The organism is Pseudomonas sp. RIT-To-2 (assembly GCF_029623465.1).
Taxonomy (GTDB): Bacteria; Pseudomonadota; Gammaproteobacteria; order Pseudomonadales; family Pseudomonadaceae; genus Aquipseudomonas; species Aquipseudomonas silvicola.
Map to the genome: position 1 here is coordinate 210,550 of NZ_JAPYKM010000006.1, position 19,353 is coordinate 229,902.

The following is a 19,353-nucleotide window of genomic DNA, read 5'->3' on the forward strand; positions in this document are numbered from 1 at the left end:
GGGGCCGGCATGCAAAAACTCGACTACGCGGACTATCAGGTCCTTCGCCAGGGTGCCCGGGTCATCGAGGCCGACGGCCACGGCGAGAAAGTCTTGCTGCTGCCCAACGGCAACTTCATCAAGCTGTTTCGCCGCAAGCGCGTGATCACTTCGGCAGCGCTGTTCCCCTATGCTCGACGGTTCGCCAGCAACACCCAGGCGCTGAGCAAGCGCGGCATTCCTTGCCCGCGCATCCTGGGCATTTACCGCGTTGCCGAGATAGAACGGGACGTGGTGCATTATGCCCCCCTGCCCGGCCAGACCCTGCGCCAGCTGATCACCGCCGACGTGCCGCCACCCCGCGCCCTGCTGACCCAGTTCGCCCGCTTCGTGGCGCAGCTGCATGAGCGAGGGGTGTACTTCCGTTCCCTGCACCTGGGCAACGTGGTGATGACCCCGCAGAACGAGCTGGGCCTGATCGACATCGCGGACCTGCGCACCTACCCCTGGGCACTGCGCAAGAGCCTGTGCCTGCGCAACTTCCAGCACATGCTGCGCTATGACGAAGACCGCCAGTGGCTGCTGCAGGAAGGCGGGGTGCCGTTCCTCGACGCCTACGCCCGTCATGCCCCGCAAAAATGGAACAGTGAACAACTGGCCCAGCGCCTGGTCTGACCTGCCAGGCGGGGGTGCATTCGCCTTCATCCCATGGCAAGATCATTGCAGTGGTGCGCTCGGCCTGTGAACGCCCCTTTTCAATCGACGACAGCCCCCCAGGTTGATGTCAGCGACACTCGTTCAACTGACTCTGTCGCCCGTTTGCGCGAGAATTCTGCTCAAGGCCACTTTATGACTGCACGCACCAATGACCAGCCGCTAGTGACAGTCCTTATCGCGTGCTACAACCACGCGGCCTATGTGGAGGCCAGTATCGCGAGCGTGCTGAACCAGACCTATCCCCACATAGAGCTGCTGGTCATCGACGATGGCTCCAGGGACGACAGTGTCGCCCTGCTTCGCCAATTGCAGGCCCGACACGGCTTCGACCTTCAGGTCCAGGAAAACCAGGGCTTGTCGCGCACCCTCAATGCTGGCATAGCCCGCGCCCGCGGCTCGCTGATCGTGCCGTTCGGCTCCGATGACATCATGCTGCCCCACCGCATCGCCACCCAGGTCAGTTACATGGCCGACAAGCCGGAAGTAGGTGCCTGTTCAGCCAATGTCGAAACCATCGACCACTTCGGCCAGGTGATGGGCGCCCGCGAACAGCGCCACCGCAACCTGCCATTCCGGCGCCTGGAATTCGATGACCTGTTCCTGGGCCGCAAGCCGGGCCCCAGCGCGGCCACCCTGATGTTCCGCCGTGAGGCGCTGCAACAGGTAGGCGGCTTCAACCCCGACATTCGGCTGGAAGACATCTACATCACCCTGGCCATTCTGCGTGCCGGCTATTACATCGACGTGCTGGGCGAAGTCCTGGCACAGTATCGCGACCACCCCACCAACACCTTCAAGAATGGCCGGTTCATGATCGACAATGTACTGCGCACCTATGCGCAGTTCAGCGACCACCCGGACTATGAACAGGTGTGCATGCGTTTTCGCAACTCGATGTTCCTCAAGTTCGCCAAGAACAACAAACCGCTGGCGCGCGAAACCCTCAAGCAGATTCCGCTTCGCCACTGGAACCGCAAGACCGTGCGCGGCCTGTTCAGGCTACTGTCACCACGCCCCCAGCACCATTGATGGCCTGCGCGGCTAGCGCGCCTGCAGGCGCAATGCCAGTGCACGGCCATATACCATGGCCATTGGAATCCAGATCAGGAACCAGTGCTCCTTGGGCCGCGAGAAGAACGCATTGCCTTCGGTAAGGCCAGCGGCGAACCCGTAGATCAGCCAGGTGCTGGCGATGATCATCAGCGGGTCGCGACGCAGTTGCCAGCACCAACGCGCCGCGGTCGCATAAAGCCCCAGCCATAGCACCAGGCCGACAATACCGGCTGAATACAGCACGCCCAACTCGATATTATGCGGGTCGGAGAAGGTGACGCCTGGCAACTCCGGGATGCTCACCGTCATGGAGGTCCCATACCCGTAGCCCAGCAGGGGCTTGAGGCTGATCTGGTGCAGGGAGTCAGCCCAGATGGATGGGCGGTAGGAGACCCCACGCTGGGTAATCTGCGCGGGATCAACCAGCAGCAGTACTACCACCAGTGCCGCCACCAGGCCGACCAGCAATAGCGCACGGCGGCGGTTACCGACGACCAGCAGCCACAGCACGGCCGCGCCCAGCCCGACCATGGGCGTGCGCGAACCGGTGGCCAGAATAGCCACGCCCAGCGCGGCCAGGCATAACAATGACAGCGCATCGAGCATTCGCGGCGCCAGTATCCAGCTCGCGAGCCAGTAAGCGGCGAATGCGCCCAGCACATGGGCGGTCAACAACGGGTTTTCCAGCGCCCCGTAGCCGGTCAGGCGGCCATCGATGGGCCGCGGCGTGACCAGAAACCACACCACCGAACCCGCCGCGAACACCGCCGCCAGCACTGCTGCGGCCCGGGTGCAGAGGATAAAGCGGGGAGCATCGATATGGTTCATCAACCCGGCCGAGAACAGCAGCAGGCCAAGGTAAAAGGGACGCTTGTAGCCATCGTCGAAACCGTCGATGCCCGCTGCCCAGAACTGGCTGATGAAGATGTAGACGCTGAAAAGCAGGAAGGCGATGAACAGGCTGTTGCCTAGCAGCGGCTTGAGCAAGCGGGGGCGCAGTACCAGGGCAACCAGGGTAGGCAATGCCAGCAGTACATAGAACAGGGTATGCACCGCGGAGCGGTTGCCCACCCAGAACAGGCCAGTCAGCAGCACGACCCAGCCCAGGGGCAGCACGTACTGAATCAGAAACTCACTGACACGCCGGTTGACCGGCAGCGAAGGTACAAGGGTAGACATCCGTATTCTCGAATCCTTTAGCCATACAGGCTGGGGCGGCAAAAAAAGGCGGGACGCGTAAATCTGCACGGCCTGGCCCGTTTGTTCAAATGAAACTAGCCAGCCAAGGCTCGGCGCAGGCGCAACCACCACTCGCCCAGGCCGCCCTTGAGCGCCGCCGGGCGCAGCGCGGGGCGCATGGCCTCGACGATCTGTTCACCAATTCGCGCGAAGCTGTACTGGCTTTGCACCAGCTGCTGGCCGTTACGGGCGATGCGCTGCACAAGCTCGGGGTCGGCGCGCAGTACGGCGAGCTTTTCCTGCAACTGCTCCACGCTGCGGTAGAGCACCAGGTTGTGCATGTCCACGAAGCCCAGCGCCCGGTTCTCCACCTCGCCCTGATCCCACGCCAGCAACACGCACCCGCAGGCCATCGCCTCGAAGTTCTTGATCATGTACTCGCCCATGCCGACATCGGCACCGACGAAGAAGCGTATGCGGTTGAGGGTATTGAGGTAGTCCTCACCGGACTTGGTACGCGTGACCAGCAGGTTTTCACGTGCCCCCAATTCGTCCAGCAGCACCTTGCGGCCACTGTAGGCGACACTGTTGGTGCTGCCGACGAAGGCCAGCTCGATGTCCCGCTCTACCCCCAGGTCACGCAGCAGGGTCTGGTCGTAACCCTTGGCGACGAATACCGCATCAACGTCTTCCTGACGCAACCGCTCGGTCACCTGGAAACCGGAGCTGATCACCCGCACCCAAGGGATACTGCGGTAATGACGGCTGAATTTGCCGGTGTATTTGCAGTCGATGTAATTCTGGTAGGCGTCGTGCTCCAGGATCACCAGGTTCGGCACGCTGCGAATGAAGGCCACCTGGCGGATTTCCTGCTTGAAACGCAGGAAGAACAGAATGCGGTCGTATTGGCTGGCATCCACTTCGCGACGGAAATAGCCACGCAGGTCGCGCTGGTCGGCGCTGTCCAGCCAGCGCAGGTCGCACTCGCAGTGCTCGGCCACGGCCTGATAAAGGCGATCAAGAATCACCCGCTGCTCTTTTTGTACCAGGAACAGCACCTTCATTCTTTACTCCGCGACGGCGAACCGATCCAAAACAGCTCATGGCGGCGCACAGCCTTGCGCATGAATTCATTCTCGCCATAGGGCGGCCAGCGTCTTGCCGCCAGGCACTGCTGCAACCAGCGGCGCAGGCGGCGCTTGAACGGCGGGCGGGGCTGCAGGTCATGCATCATGCCCAACGCCATGGCCTTATCGACCTGGGTGGCTGGTGCCAGTTCCAGGCAGCACGGCACCATGACCTGCGAGGCATCAAAAAACGGCGGCAGGCTGACGCCCGCATGGGCATCGCCCATGGGCCAGCGATCGTTGTCGTGCAAGTGGTTGGCGTAGCCCAGTATCAGCTCCGGCTGCCAGGACAACCCTTCCAGGGCTTCCACCACCGCAGCCTGGGAACAGATGTGGTCGGGGTGTGGGTCAATGGCTGGGTGCGGCATCACCAGCACCTCGGGGCGCGCCAGTTCCAGCACGGCCCGCAGGTCAGCCAGCAGGTTGTTCCAGCTCGGCACACCATCGGCGTCGCCAGGCAGCGTCACGCTGTTGTACTGGCGAAACAGGCGGGTATCGGCCAGGTCGGCTTCACGCGAGCCAATGGCCTGGTCCGGCGCCGCCTGCATGGCGGGCAACTGCAGGCAGAAATAGCCCAGTTGCACGCACCGCTCCTGTGGCACGCCGGCCCACGCAGGCACGGCAATGCTGTCCCAGGCACGCAGGCGACCTTTCAACCGCGCGGCCTCGGCCCGAGGCAGGCCCATGGCCTGGTAATGTTCGGCTTCGATCTCGCCGGCGGTCAAGGTGACGATCCAGCTGTCGGCCTGGCTGTACAGCCCGAAGGCGGCGAGCTCGGCGTCGTCGGCGTGGGGGGCGATGACCATGACCCGGCGGTTGCGCAGCTCGGGGTGGCGCCACAGCCACAGCCGCGGTTCGCCCGCCAGCCGGCAGTGGCGCCCGCGCAGTTGCAGGTCGCCCGCGGCCAGGGCGGCGCTGAAACTGCTCAGGTTCAGGTAACGCACGCCACCCACGCCGCGCTCGAACGCCTGGTAATCCACTTGGCCAGCACCGCTTATCTGCACCTGGGGGTCGATGAAACGCCCCAGCCAGCCCGCTTTGACGTGCACCGCAAGCATCAGTGTCTCGCCGCCGGTCAGCACCAGCTCATCAGCCAAGCGCAAGCGACCGTCGGCCAGGGTGACGCCGGGCTGTAGAGCATCGGTACCGAAGTTGTACTGGTAATCGTCGCCTGGCGCGTAGAACAGGTGGTCGGCGAACCAGGCCTCGTGGGCCACCCAGGCCAGCACAGCCAGCAGCGGCGCCAGCCACCACTTCACCAGTACGCCCAGAAGTACCAATACCACCAGCCCGGCCAGCAGGGCCAGGCGCTTGTTACGGCGATGACGTTTGAGAAGCTGCTGTTTTCGGCTCAAATCTGGAATACCGGTACGGGGTTGCACCAGCGGTCCTTGTACTCTCGGTCGGCGCGACCGAAGGAAAACCGTAGTGCCTTGCCAAGGGAGCGGGCATCTTCCCACGCTGCCTGGGTATTGAGGAAGCTGAGCACGCTGCCGGGGCTGAACGCTCGCGTCTGCGGGTCGACGCCGCCATTGATGTACTCGATGCTGACCCATTGCGGGGCCTCGACGCGGTACACCAACTGGATGGCGATGGGGGCATCGTTGAGAAACAGCACCGAACCGATCAGCAGCTCACGAAGCAGTTCGACCACTTCAGCCATGCGCTCGGCACCGGTAGCAGGAAACTCCCAGCGGCGCTGGAACAGGTCGCAATAGATTGCCGCCAGTTCGCTGCTGCTGAAATCGCTGACCGGGCGCACTACCCCGCCCGCCTCTTCCAATAGCCGCAATTCGCGACGCTGGTTGTAGCGGAATTTCTTCGACAGGTCTTCCGGGGTGCGCGCCATGGCCAGCGCTTCGGCCTGAGGCTTGAGGTTGGCGAAACGCCCCTGGTTCAGTTCCGACAGGTAACGCACGGCATGGCGCAAAGGCGCCTGCGCATCCGCGGCGGCGGGAAGAATCAGCTCGGCATTGCCCAGGTCGAACAGGCCTTTCTTGCCGGCACGCTTGAGCACATCCTTGGACAGGGCCACGCAGCGACCCCAGGTGGGAATGGCAGCCGTGAGCTGGCCATTTTGCTCCCAACCAAGGTAGCGCACGGGAATACCCGCCAAGTCGGCCAGGCGCTCCACTACCAGCGGGTGGGTAGCCACGCTACCGCCAAAACGCTGCCAGGCCTGTGCATAGGTGGCAGCATCGATGAGTGACCAGCCGCGTTCGCGCCAGCCCTGAAAACGGTTGAGCATCAAGCCTCCGCGGTAATATCGGTGACTTGCGGCAGGCGCCAGAAAGTCTCGCTGACGGCCCGGTCCGAAAAACGCTCGCCCAGGCGCTGCGCCATCAGTTCGGCACAGGCCTGGCGCTGCTCGGCATTCAGCGTAGACACGTGCACCAGGGCCTGGGCCAGGTGCTCGGCGTCGCCGAAGGGGAACAGGATGCCCACGCCTTCCACGACCTCCTTGGCCCCCCCACAAGCCGTGGCCAGCAAGGGCACACCAGCGGCCATGGCCTCCAGCAGCACCATGCCGAACGGCTCGTTGTCGGAGCTCAGGGCAAATACATCGAAGGCCCGAAAGTAGCGGCGTGCCTCGGCCACCTGGCCCAGGAAGCGTACCCGCTCGCTGATGCCCAGTTCAGTGGCCAGTTCCTTGAGGTCCTGTTCCAGCCGGCCCGACCCCATGATCGCCAGCAGCGCATTGGCAGGCAATGCCGGCAGCGCCTGGGCGAAACCACGCAGCAGGGTTGCCTGGTCCTTGTCGGGGTGCAGGCGGCCGACGTTGCCGACCACCCAGGCATCGGCCTCGAGCTTGAGCGCCTGGCGCGCTTGCTCGGCGGGCAACTGGCTGGCCTGCAGGGCCGCCACGTCGATGCGGTTATACAGGGTACGGATGCGCCCGGTCGGCCACTTGGGCAGGCAACGGCGCATGTCGTCGCGCACCGCGTCCGACACCCCCAGCAGGCTCAGGCGCTTGCGGAACAGATGGGCGAACAGCTTGCGAGAGCGGCGCTCGTAGTCACCGAAGGCGTGGTGCACGCCGATCACCGGCAGGTCGGTAGCCAGCAAGCTGATGTAGATGGGTTTGAAACGGTGGGCGATGCAGAAACTGAAATCGCGGCTGGCGGCGATCTTGCGCAGGTCACGGATGGCACCCAGCTTCAGGCCACGAATGGCCTTGGAGCTGTATTCCATGAACAGCACTTCATCGGACGCACAGCCGGCCGCCACCTGCGGGTCGGCGACCCCGGTCAGGAAGACCGTGGTCACACGATAGCCGGTACCGGCGAAGAGGCTGGCGTATTGCCGCGCGCAGTCCAGGAACGGCCCGTCATAGCCGTGGCAGAACTGCAGCACATGGCGCTCAGCCGAGCGTGTCATAAGCGTTCGCGCCGTCTTTGACCACCAGGATGTCTTCCATGATCAGGTATTGCAGATCGGAACCGAAGAACATGTTCAGGGCGTCGGTAGGCGAGCAGATCATCGGCTCGCCACGGCGGTTGAGCGAGGTGTTCAGCGACACGCCGTTGCCGGTCAGGTCTTCCAGGGCCTTCATCATGTCATAGTAGCGCGGGTTGTATTCGCGCTTGAGCACCTGGGCGCGGGACGTACCGTCCTCGTGCACCACTTCCGGCACGCGGGTCTTCCACTCTTCGGATACTTCGAAGGTGAAAGTCATGAAGGGGGCCGGGTGATCGATCTTGATCATTTGCGGGGCCACGGTGTCGAGCATCGACGGGCAGAAAGGCCTCCAACGCTCGCGGAACTTGATCTGGTGGTTGATGCGGTCAGCCACGCCTTCGACGCTCGGGCAGCCGATGATCGAACGACCACCCAGCGCGCGCGGGCCGAATTCCATGCGGCCCTGGAACCAGGCCACCGGGTTGCCGTCGACCATGATCCTGGCGATGCTCTGGGGCATGTTTTCCAGCTTGCGGAACACCGGCTTGCTCGGGTGGCGCGCACAGGCGGCGATCACGTCTTCGTTGCTGTACGAGGGGCCGAGGTAGACGTGCTCCATCTTCTCGACCGGCACGCCACGGGCGTGGGATACATACGCCGCGGCACCGACCGCGGTACCGGCATCGCCCGACGCAGGCTGCACGAACAGCTCCTTCACGTCGTTGCGCGCGATGATCTTCTGGTTCAGCTTGACGTTCAGGGCACAGCCACCGGCGAACGCCAGCTTGCCGCTTTCCTTGAGCACGTCGCCCAGGTAGTAGTCGATCATCTGCAGCGCCAGCTTCTCGAACAGCGCCTGCATGCTGGCCGCGTAGTGAATGTACGGCTCGTCGGCGATGTCGCCTTCACGTTTCGGGCCCAGCCATTCGATCAGCTTGGGCGAGAAGTAGAAACCTTTGCCTTTCTCTTTATAACGGCGCAGGCCGATGACGTTGGCATAGTCGGTGTTGATCACCAGCTCGCCGTTCTCGAAGCTGGCCAGGCGCGAGAAATCATACTTGCTGGCGTCGCCATACGGCGCCATGCCCATGACCTTGAACTCGCCGTCGAGCATCTCGAAGCCCAGAAACTCGGTGATCGCGCCGTACAGGCCGCCCAGCGAATCCGGGTCGAAGAAATCCTTGATCTTGTGGATCTTGCCGTTTTCGCCGTAGCCGAAGAACGTGGTGGCGTACTCGCCCTTGCCGTCGATACCCAGGATCGCGGTTTTTTCCTTGAAGCCCGAGCAGTGGTAGGCACTGGACGCGTGGGCCAGGTGGTGTTCCACCGGCTCGATCTTGATCTTTTTCGGGTCGAAGCCCAGTTGCTCCAGGCACCAGACGATCTTGTTGCGGTAGCGCTTGTAGCGGCGGTTACCCATCAACAGCGCATCGAGGGCGCGATCCGGGGCGTACCAGTAGCGCTTGGCATAGTGCCAGCGGGCCTTGCCGAACAGGCTGATGGGGGCGAAGGGAATCGCCACCACGTCAACGTCCGAAGGCTTGATGCCGGCCTGCTCCAGGCAGAACTTCGCCGATTCGTAGGGCATGCGGTTCTTTGCATGTTTATCGCGAACGAAGCGCTCTTCTTCGGCGGCCGCGATCAGCTTGCCGTCGATGTACAGGGCCGCGGAAGGATCATGGCTAAGGGCGCCGGACAGGCCAAGAATCGTCAATGCCAAGGGTCTAGCCTCTTTAAACGGAATATGTGCGCCGGGGGCCTCGGGGGCGGTGGGCAGCTAAAGCGCGGGATTATAGCGCATTCGGGCGGGGGGCTGCATATGGGGGGCGAGGTGACGCAGGACGCAGGCCGGGCGAAGCTCGGGAAACAGGCGACGCGCACTCAACCCTTGATAGACTTGCCCGCTTTCATACCTCTACCACCCCGGATCACTGCCATGCCCTCTACCCCGCCCTTCCTGCGCCGTCGCAGCCTGCTCACCGGCCTGCTGCTGGCCAGCCCCATGGCCCAGGCGGACACGCCCGAGGTCGTGCTGGATTCGGTAGTGGTCAGCGGTGCTCGTAGCGAAAGCCGCAGCTTTGACCTGCCGTATTCGGTGAACAGTGTCAGCCAGGAGCAGATTCACGACGGGCAATTGGGCATCAACGCCTCCGAAGTGCTGCAACGGGTGCCTGGCCTGGTGGTCCAGAACCGCCAGAACTATGCTCAGGACCTGCAGATTTCCTCCCGCGGCTTCGGCGCGCGCTCGGCCTTCGGGGTGCGCGGGCTGAAGCTGATCGCCGACGGTATCCCGGCCAGCACGCCGGATGGCCAGGGCCAGGCCGCCACGTTCAACCTCGACACCGCCGAGCGCATCGAGGTGCTGCGCGGGCCGGCGGCGACCCTGTACGGCAGCAATGCCGGCGGCGTTATCCAGATGTTTTCCCGCGACGGCCAAGGCGCGCCCAAAGTCGGCGCCGAGACGCTGATGGGCAGCGACGGCATGAGCAAAAACCATGTGTACGCCGAAGGGGGAATCGATGAGGACACCGGTTTCGTGCTCGACGCCTCGCGCATGGACACCGACGGCTACCGCGACCACAGCGCCGCGCGCCGCGACACCACCTTCGCCAAGCTCAACCTCAAGCCCGACGAAGACAGCAAACTGGCGCTGATCTACAGCAGCCTGGAACAGAATGGCACCCAGGATCCGCTGGGCCAGACCTGGGCGGCCTACAAGGCTGACCCCCGCTCGGTGGCCACCAACGCACTGACTTACAACACCCGCAAGAGCATCGACCACCAGCAGCTGGGGGCGAACTACGAACGCTATTTCGGCGATGCGACGCTGCAGGCCACGGCCTACTACGGGACGCGCAGCGTGATTCAGTATTTGTCTATTCCCAAGGGCTCGGCCGCCGATACCCGCGGCGGTGGCGTGGTCAACTTCGACCGTACCTTCTATGGCGGCAGCCTGCACTGGGTACAGCCGATCCTCAGTGCACCCGGGGACTTAAAGGTGATTGCTGGCCTCGACTACGACCGCAGCCAGGATGACCGCCAGGGCTATCAGAACTACGTCGGCAGTAACCTTGGCGTGAAAGGCGCCCTGGGCCGCGACGAAACAGACACTGCCACCAGCCTCGACCCCTTCATCCAGGCCAACTGGGCGCTAGGCGACTGGACCCTGCAAGCCGGCCTGCGCCACAGCACCATGCGCATGGAGGTGCATGATCAGTTCTTGAGCAACGGCGACGCCAGCGGCAGCAAGGACTACCAGCAGAACACCCCGTCGCTGAGCGTGATGTACGCCTTCAACGACAACCTGCACGGCTATGTCAGCGTCGGCAAAGGCTTCGAAACCCCCACACAGGCGGAAATGGCCTACGCCCCGGGCGCAGCCGAAGGCTTCAATTTCGGCCTCAAGCCGTCCGAAAGCAAACAGTATGAGATAGGCCTGAAAGCCAAAGTGGGCGAGAGCAGCCGTATCAACGCGGCACTGTTCCAGATCACCACCGACGATGAGCTGGTGGTCGCCGACTCCACCGATGGCCGCACCAGCTACCAGAACGCCGGCCGCACCCTGCGCCGCGGCCTGGAAATATCGCTGGACAGCCAACTGAGCGAAACCTGGAGCACCCAGATCGCCTACACGCACTTGAAAGCCACCTACGACAGCGACTTCGTCAGCGGCAACGGCGCCACGGCCAAGCAAGTGGACAAGGGCAACTACCTGCCCGGCGTGCCGAAGGACACCCTGTTTGGCGAGCTGAAATGGCAGCCGCGCAGCTGGGCCAGCACTGCCCTGGAAGGCATGTACCGCAGCAAGGTTTATGTGGAAGACACCAACCAGGACAAGGCCGCTCCCGCCTACGCCGTGTTCAACTGGCGCACGCGCTTCGAGCAGAGGGTAGACCACTGGACCTTCCATGAAACCCTGCGGCTGGACAACCTGCTGGACCGGCGATACGTGGGTTCGGTGATCGTGGGCGACAGCAACAAGCGCTACTACGAAGCGGCGCCAGGCCTTTCATGGTACGCGGGTGTCGGGTTGGAATACGGGTTCTGACAGGTGCGGCCCTCAGGCTACCCTGGGCCGAGCGGCGAGGTGCGCGGCGGCATATGCATGGCCGATCCGGGCCGAAAAAAAGGGCGGATGCAGCTCGTGCATCCGCCCAGTTCACCCTATTGCGCGCACGTCCTTATTCACCGTTCTTCAGTTGCGTGGTGAACGCGGCGAGTATCGCTGCGTTACGGTCGGGTACTGATGCAGTCAGCGAGCGGTAAGGCGACGTCGCGGTCTGCCCGGTTGCGTTGCCAACCGTCGATGAACTGCCAGTGGACGAGGCATCAGGGGTCTGCGCCAAGCTACCGCGCAAGTCGATCAGCGTCAGGCTGGTAGCCGACGCGCCTGTACCGGCATGGTTTGTGGCGTCGTATTTCACCTGTACGTTATTGACCGCCCCCGGGAAGTTCACAGTGGTGAACATGGACTCGGGCACAAGGAAGTCGTACCAGGTGTTACCAAGGTCACCCTGCCCCACTGTATGAGTGGCCTCATAATAGGTGTTGGGAAGCGTGATCGTGGAACTGGTACGTTGGTAACCCTGGAAGTAAAGGTTCAACACGTCCCCTACCGCCACGTTGACGTAGGTCAGGCTGATGCGATAACGCGCACCATTGCGGGTGTTTTCAAAGTTCAGTGCGCCGTTGCTGTTAAGCCGCACCCAGTTACCGGCAGGCAGTTCCGCCCCCCCGCCTGGCAGTTCGTCCGTGCCGACCACCGTCACTTCCTGCACATTGGAGTACGCCGTATTGGTGTGCGCGGGGATATCCCCGGCAGCCGGAAAATTCCGGGCAACCTCATAACTCAAGGGGATGATACCCGACCCTTCCTCACGCATCTGCGCTCCGGTCAGCGTGAAGTTCAGCGGCAAGCGGTTGGTAACGTCCGTGCCGCTGATGCTGTAAGCAGGGACTGGCAGGGGAGTGCTGCCCCATCGCACCGTGACAAGGTCACCGACCGCGAAGTTGACAGCCGGATCTTCGGTGGCTGCGGGCCAAGGAACAGAAATTTGTGCGTCCTTACCGTATTGGCCGGCGCTGATCACGTTCAGGTCACCGCTACCTTCGCCTCTGGCACTTGGAAGGCGCAGGTTGCCGTGCTCCGGGGTTTCCGGGTCAGGGTCGGGCCCGGCCGGCAGACGCGTATCGACTGTCACCTCCAAAGCGGGCGACGTCCCAAGCGGAGCCCCTGACCGGGTAAGGTCCCACTTGACCTCGGCACGATAGGGGTTAGCCGCGTGATCGCGAACACTTGTGTACAAGACCCTGAACGTTTTGATCGGGTCCGCCGTTGTATCCCCAACGAACCCCGAGTTAACGACATTGCCCCCCCAATAGAGCCGGATGAAGTCGGCCGGATCAGGATGGGGATAAGCGGGGATCAGCACGTCGAGGTTGCGCGCGTCCGCCTCATTGATGATGTTATCGTCGCTGAACAGGGGTACCACTGGGGCGAGAAGGTCATCCGGCTGGGGCACATCGGCCAGCAACAGGACAACGCCGGTGCCTTCAGAATAGACCGACTCATTACCCGCCAGGTCTTTCACCTTGTAACCCAATAGGGTAGGACCGTCCCCTGCGGCAATCAATGCCGCCTCCGGGTAGTAGAGATTGACGACCGAAGGCACCGCGCCCGGAGGCAACTGGATAGAGAATTCCGTCAAGTTGGTATAAAGACCACCCTTGTAAATGTAAGGCGTGATGGTGTCCCCCTGCCACTCGCCAGTGTAACTGGGTACACGTCCCAGCAGCCGCCGCTGGTCGTCCAGCTGGCCGGCGGACACCACCCGATCGTCGCCCACGCTGGGCAGCACAATCTGGCCATTCAGGTTACCGCCTGGGGCGACACGGTCGATGAAGATGACCGAGCTAATACTGGTGTCCGCACCCTCCCCCACATTCCAATTGGCTAGATACTGCAATCGATAGGCTTGGTGGTCCTGATCAAATTCATCATCAGGCGCAAGGGGCAACATGATGGTGAACGGGGCTGCGGCGTCAAACTCTTCCACGGTAATTTCGTGCAATTCGCCATACGGTCTGCCATCCAACAGCAACTGGACGGTATCGGCGGGATAGGAGCCGAAGGCGGGCAGGAAGTCTTCGTTCCAAGGAATCTCGATGGCCACCGGCGACGACGCCTGGCCTTTGGAGTTATCCACGATATAACGCGGATAACCGGGCGCCTCCACGGCATCGGGCACGCTGGGGGCCAGCAAGGGGGGCGCATTAGGTGCCACTGGCGCGCCAAACAGCGATAGTCGCTTGCCTTTATAGGGGCGAAGCGGACGAGCGAGCGGAATGCTTCTGAAGTGTCCCATGGGTAGATCTCCAGCGTTGAGAAAAATTAAAGCTGCCGTATCAAAGTGAATTTTCGATAGGCAGCAGGCGCACAGAGCATTTGACGGTTAGTTCAAGCGACCAACATTCAAACCCTCGACCTCAAATACGCTAACAAACATCCCCCGCACCGACACCTGTCAAATCTAACAGTTACCCGATTAAAAACCGCGTGATAATTAATATTCAAACCAACGCAAAATACAAATAACACTACACGCAAAACCTGAACTATATGTTATCGGCAGTGCAACCCCACAACCCAACTTCCGGACGAGGGCCGCCGGTATGAAAAAAACAATTCAACGCCGTCGTCGCACTTCATTGATGATCCTTGCTTACTCTATAGTGGTGAGCTCCGGGTACAGTACCGCAGGTACTTTAGCCGGCCCCGCCAGCGCTACCGTCAACCCCGGCGATGCCCCCGACTTCTGGACCTTGACCAATGCCGCGAGCCTGGTCGTCAACCCAGGCGGGCAGACCCTGCAGATCAGCGCCAACGCTTCGACGGTGAGCCTCGATGGCGCCACGGTAACCGCGGCACCAGGGGCCGCGGCCGCCCTGGTGGCCACAGGCGCCGGCGCCACGGCAGCGGTCGCCAATAGCACCCTCACCAGCACCACCAGCGTTGGGGTCACCGTCGGTACGCAAGCTACCGGTACCCTGACCGACAGCACGGTCAATGCCAGCAGCCGCGGCCTGAACCTTAACTTCGGTGGGCAGGTGACCGTGATCAACAGTCAGGTCACCGCCAGCGGCAATAGCACCTCGGCGATCTTCAGCAACGGTGTCGGGGTTGCCCTGGTATCCGGCACGGCCACCTTGAGCCAGGGCAGCAGGGTGGCAGGGGCGACCAACGGCGCCGTGTTCACGGCAGACGTCCCCAGTACCGGCACGCCCGGCCTGCTGGGCACCTTGATCGTCGACAACTCGACGCTGCAAGGCACCAGCGGCAGCGGGCTGCTGCTGGTGCAAACGCGGGCTAACCGCATTCCCGTCGCCGATATCACCCTGCGCAACGGCGCTGAGGTGATCGGTGGCAACGGCATAGCCCTGGAAACCACGGCCAACTCCAGCGCGACGCTGAATGCCGATGCCAGCACCTTGACCGGGGGTATCACCAACGCCACAGGGGCCACGGTGAATGCGACACTGGCCAACGGCAGCGCCATGACTGGCGCCCTGAATGCCGCGGTTTCTTCCACCACCACCCTGGCCCTGGACCGCAGCACCCTGACCGGTGATACCAACGCCACTAGCGCCACGGTCAGCACCACCGCGCAGAACGGCAGCAGCATCATCGGCGCCGTCAATGCCGACGCCGACACCACCGCCAGCCTGCTGCTGGACAGCAGCACCATGACCGGCCCTATCACCGCCAACGGCGCCACCGTCACCACGACCCTGCAAGACGCCAGCAGCCTCGTGGGCTCGGTGAATGCCACCAACAGTGCCACCGCCACACTTCTTCTGGACAACAGCAGCATGACCGGCAACATCACCGCCAGCGGGGCGACCATCAACACAACGCTGCGTGACGGTAGCCAACTGAACGGCTCACTGAATGCCTCCAACGGCGCTACAACCAGCCTGCTGCTGGACAACAGCACCATGACCGGCAACGTCACGGCCACGGGCGCCACGGCCGATGTCAACCTGCAAAACGCGTCAACCCTGACAGGGCAACTGACTGATGTCGGCGAATTGAGCCTGGCCGGCAGCTCGGTCTGGAACCTGACCCAGAGCGCCAACCTCAACAGCCTGGCCATCGACAACAGCCGGGTGAACCTGAACGGGCAGGTAGGCGCGTTCAACACCCTGACGCTGGGCAGCCTGTCCGGCTCCGGTACCTTTGCCCTCAATACCGATATCGCCCAGTTGCAGGGCGACAAGCTGGTGATCACCGGTGAAGCGAGCGGCAGCCACACCTTGGCAGTCGCCAACACCGGTGCCGAGCCGAAGGCCGGCGACTCGGGCCTGGTGCTGGTCAACAGCCCCACGGGGTCCGCTCAATTCGCCGTACTGGGTGGCCAGGTCGACGCGGGCACCTACACCTACGACCTGGCGCATGAAGGTGCGAACTGGGTGCTGGTACAACGCACCACCGGGGGAGAAAACGGTGGTGGCGAGGAAGGTAGCGGTGGCGAGGAGGGAAGTGGAGGCGAGGAAGGCGGTGGAACCCCCATCGTCAGCCCCAGCGCACGAGCGGTGCTGGGCCTGTTCAACGCCGCGCCTACCGTGTGGTACGGCGAAACCACGACGCTGCGCAGCCGCATGGGCGAATTGCGCCTGGGTAATGGCACCAGCGGCCCGTGGGTGCGCGCCTACAGCAACAAATATGACCTTTCCGCAGGCGGCGGGGTGGCCTACCAGCAGCAACAGAATGGCGTCAGCTTCGGGATAGATACCCCCTTGCCGGCCGCCGACGGTCGTTGGCTGGTAGGGGTGGTGGCCGGCTATAGCCACTCCAGCCTGGACCTGGCCGCCGGCCCCGACAGCAGCGTGAACAGCTACTACATGGGACTTTACACCACGTGGCTGAGCGACAGCGGTTATTACGTGGATGCCCTGGTGAAGGCCAACCGTTTTGAAAACCGCGCCAACGTAGTGATGAGCGACGGCGTGCACGCCAATGGCAACTACACCAGCCACGGGGTGGGGGGGTCAGTGGAGGTGGGCAAGCACATAAGCCTGCCCGCCAAGTGGTTTATCGAACCCTACGCGCAGTTTTCAGCCCTGTGGGTACCGGGCAAAAGCCTGGACCTGGACAACGGCATGGACGCCGACAGCAACCATGCCAACTCATTGCTGGGCAAGGTGGGCACCCACGTGGGCCGCACGTTCAACCTGGACGGCGGCGGCACCCTGCAGCCTTACTTCAAAGTGGCGGCCGCTCAGGAATTTGCCAAGACCAACCGCGTCACTATCAACAATACCAATGCATTCAATAATGATGTTTCCGGGGGAAGAGTTGAACTGGGTAGCGGCATCATTGCCCAGGTCTCTTCAGCCTTACAAGTTCATGCAGACTTCGACTACAGCGACGGGCGTAATATCCGAGAGCCATGGGGCGTTAGTGTAGGCGTTCGATATGCCTGGTAACGCAAAGTAGGTCGTTGATCTCGTAAAGACGTTTCCTTCAGATGGATAGGATTTTTCCTACAACCGTGAAACTGAAACACTCTTAAGCTGCGCGACTTCAACCCGGGCTGCCAGAAGCCCTTCATATGGTTCGCACAGCGAAAGAGATAATAACCTTGATTAATATATTGAGTAGAAAGCCAGTACCCCTGGCCATGCTTTCGGTATTCATATGGCAAGGTGTCGAACAGGTCAGCGCACGGTCACTGCAGGGCCCTGATGCGTCCGCAACCGTCACCGGCACGGCGCCCATCGAATCCTGGTCGCTTGCCGACGGCGCCCGTCTGAACGTCGTGGGGGGCTCCACGGGCGATATCCGCAGCATCGATTCCACCGTGAACCTGAACAATGCCACAGTCAGCGACGCAGCCAACCCAGGGCTGTACCTGGGCAACTCGACGGCGACCGTGCGTAGCAGCACGCTCAGCAGTGGCGGCACGACCTTGAATGTGAACCAGGGTAGCACTGCCCAGGTGTTCGACAGCACCATCACCGGCGTGGGCAGGGGCGTGAACGTTGCGGGCGGAAGCGATGTGCTGCTGTCCAACACCTCCGTGGTCGGCAACGACGACGGCAAGGCTGGGTTTCTGGGCGGTGGCGCAGGGCTGGCCGTGGTCAATGGCAATGCCATCGTGACGGATGGCAGCCGCCTGGTGGGTGACCATCACGGCGTCACGATCAGCCCGGACAGGTTCAATGGTGATGACGGTCGCAAATCGTCGCTGGTGCTGGACGGCTCCCACGTGGAGGGCAAGAACGGCAGCGCCATCAGGGTGTCGTCCTATATCGACAACCGGCCCGCGGACGTGACCATCAGCGTCAAGAATCAATCGACACTGGTGGGTGGCAACGGTGTCATTCTGGACGTGGACATGGGCGCCACGGTGGCCTTCAACGTCGCCAACAGCGCGCTGACAGGTGATATCCAGGTGGCCGAGGGTGCCCACGCAGCCGTCACCCTGCGTGACAATGCCAGCCTTTACGGCGCGATCAACGGCGTCGAACAGTTGAACGTCGGCAGCGGTGCGGCCTGGACCCTGGACAAGGACTCCAGTGTGCAAGCACTGACCCTGAACAACGGCCGTGTGAACCTGGGCGGCGGTGACGGCATCTTTCACCAACTGTCGCTGGAAAGCCTGTCGGGCAATGGCGTCTTCGGCCTGGGTACGGACCTGGCCGCTGGCCAGGGTGACAAACTGGTGATCAGTGGTGAAGCCACCGGTAGCCACTTGCTCGCTATCCAGAACACGGGGGCCGACGTCGCCGAGGGCAAAGACCCACTCGCCGTGGTCCATACCAGTGGCGGCGATGCACAATTCGGCGCGGTGGGCGGCCAGGTCGACCTGGGCACGTTCGTCTACGACCTGCAAAAGCAAGGCGATGACTGGTTCCTGGTACAACGCCCGGGCGAAGTGGTCACGCCAGGCACGCGCTCGATACTGGCCCTGTTCAATGCCGCGCCCACCGTCTGGTACGGCGAAAGCACCACGTTGCGCAGCCGCATGGGAGAGTTGCGCATGGGCACCGCCACCACCGGGCTGTGGTCGCGAGCCTACGGCAGCCGCCAGGACATCTCCAGCAGTGCCGGCGTGGGCTACCAGCAACAGCAACGGGGCCTGACAGTGGGCGCCGACGCCCCCGTCGCCATCGCCAACGGCCAGGCCACGTTCGGGGTGATGGCCGGCTACAGCAACTCGGACCTGGACATGCAGGGTGGCACCAAAGGCACCATCGACAGCTATCACGCCGGCCTGTACGGGACCTGGCTGGGCGATGACGGCTACTACATGGACGCCATGTTCAAGGCCAACCGCTTCGAAAACCAGGCCAACGTGCGCATGAGCGATGGTAGCCAGGCCAAAGGCAACTATTCGAACCTTGGCCTGGGCGCCACCGTTGAAGCGGGCCGGCGCCTGGACCTGGGCACAGGGCTGTTCGCCACCCCCTTTGCCCAAGGCTCGGTCCTGCGGGTTCAAGGCAAGGACTACTCCCTGGATAACGGCATGAAGGCCCAGGGGAGCAACACCGACTCATTGCTCGGCAAGGTCGGCAGCCAATTCGGCCGCACCTACACCCTGGGCAATGGCAGCACGTTTGAGCCCACCCTGAAGGCCGCCGTGGCCCATGAATTCGCCAGTGGCAACCAGGCACGGGTCAACGCCAACCGGTTCAGCAACAATCTGTCCGGCACACGGGGTGAGCTGGGTGTGGGGGTAGCGGCGCAGGTGTCGAAAAATACCCAGTTGTACGGGGACTTCGACTACATCAAAGGCCGCAATATCGAACAGCCCTGGGGGCTCAGCCTGGGCGCGCGCGTCAACTTCTGAGCGCAAGCCACCTGTAAGATCTGACAGGTTACGCCCTCGGCGACTGA

Annotated in this window: 12 protein-coding genes; 5 read left to right on the plus strand and 7 right to left on the minus strand. The window is 62.7% G+C overall.

Annotated features, from left to right (window positions below; all coding sequences use genetic code 11):
• Window positions 1-9 precede the first annotated feature (9 nt).
• Both QBK88_RS08235 and QBK88_RS08240 read left to right on the plus strand, forming a co-directional pair.
• On the plus strand, window positions 10-654 hold the full coding sequence (locus tag QBK88_RS08235) for a phosphotransferase (protein ID WP_277961660.1): 645 nt from the start codon (window positions 10-12) through the stop codon (window positions 652-654).
• Between the two features lie 174 nt (window positions 655-828).
• Entirely contained in the window at window positions 829-1,725 is an 897-nt protein-coding gene (locus QBK88_RS08240; RefSeq protein ID WP_268145943.1) for a glycosyltransferase family 2 protein, read from the plus strand.
• A gap of 12 nt (window positions 1,726-1,737) precedes the next feature.
• On the opposite strand, the gene QBK88_RS08245 is transcribed toward QBK88_RS08240, so the two are convergent.
• From QBK88_RS08245 to QBK88_RS08270, 6 genes are all read right to left on the minus strand, one after another.
• Window positions 1,738-2,928, minus strand: a complete 1,191-nt coding sequence (locus QBK88_RS08245; RefSeq protein WP_277961661.1) for an O-antigen ligase family protein — start codon at window positions 2,926-2,928, stop codon at window positions 1,738-1,740.
• A gap of 95 nt (window positions 2,929-3,023) precedes the next feature.
• A complete protein-coding gene (locus tag QBK88_RS08250) occupies window positions 3,024-3,992 on the minus strand; it encodes a glycosyltransferase family protein (protein WP_277961662.1) in 969 nt (322 codons plus the stop codon).
• Window positions 3,989-5,410, minus strand: a complete 1,422-nt coding sequence (locus tag QBK88_RS08255; protein ID WP_277961674.1) for a PIG-L family deacetylase — start codon at window positions 5,408-5,410, stop codon at window positions 3,989-3,991. The genes QBK88_RS08250 and QBK88_RS08255 overlap by 4 nt, the downstream gene beginning before the upstream one ends.
• Window positions 5,407-6,303 (minus strand): antimicrobial resistance protein Mig-14, encoded by an 897-nt coding sequence (locus tag QBK88_RS08260; RefSeq protein WP_277961663.1) that lies wholly within the window; start codon window positions 6,301-6,303, stop codon window positions 5,407-5,409. The genes QBK88_RS08255 and QBK88_RS08260 overlap by 4 nt, the downstream gene beginning before the upstream one ends.
• Entirely contained in the window at window positions 6,303-7,433 is a 1,131-nt protein-coding gene (locus QBK88_RS08265) for a glycosyltransferase (protein WP_277961664.1), read from the minus strand. The genes QBK88_RS08260 and QBK88_RS08265 overlap by 1 nt, the downstream gene beginning before the upstream one ends.
• Window positions 7,417-9,174 (minus strand): carbamoyltransferase family protein, encoded by a 1,758-nt coding sequence (locus tag QBK88_RS08270; protein WP_277961665.1) that lies wholly within the window; start codon window positions 9,172-9,174, stop codon window positions 7,417-7,419. The genes QBK88_RS08265 and QBK88_RS08270 overlap by 17 nt, the downstream gene beginning before the upstream one ends.
• Window positions 9,175-9,390: 216 nt before the next feature.
• Here QBK88_RS08270 and QBK88_RS08275 point away from each other — a divergent pair, with 216 nt between their 5' ends.
• Window positions 9,391-11,502, plus strand: a complete 2,112-nt coding sequence (locus QBK88_RS08275; RefSeq protein ID WP_445764907.1) for a TonB-dependent receptor family protein — start codon at window positions 9,391-9,393, stop codon at window positions 11,500-11,502.
• A gap of 133 nt (window positions 11,503-11,635) precedes the next feature.
• On the opposite strand, the gene QBK88_RS08280 is transcribed toward QBK88_RS08275, so the two are convergent.
• Window positions 11,636-13,819 carry a hypothetical protein gene (locus QBK88_RS08280; RefSeq protein ID WP_277961666.1) on the minus strand — a complete coding sequence of 728 codons (2,184 nt, stop codon included), beginning with the start codon at window positions 13,817-13,819 and terminating at the stop codon, window positions 11,636-11,638.
• Window positions 13,820-14,126: 307 nt separating this feature from the next.
• Between QBK88_RS08280 and QBK88_RS08285 the strand changes: the two genes are divergently transcribed.
• On the plus strand, window positions 14,127-16,940 hold the full coding sequence (locus QBK88_RS08285) for an autotransporter outer membrane beta-barrel domain-containing protein (RefSeq protein WP_277961667.1): 2,814 nt from the start codon (window positions 14,127-14,129) through the stop codon (window positions 16,938-16,940).
• Window positions 16,941-17,134: 194 nt separating this feature from the next.
• Window positions 17,135-19,306: an autotransporter outer membrane beta-barrel domain-containing protein gene (locus QBK88_RS08290; protein WP_277961668.1), complete on the plus strand. Its 2,172-nt coding sequence runs from the start codon at window positions 17,135-17,137 to the stop codon at window positions 19,304-19,306.
• Window positions 19,307-19,353 lie beyond the last annotated feature (47 nt).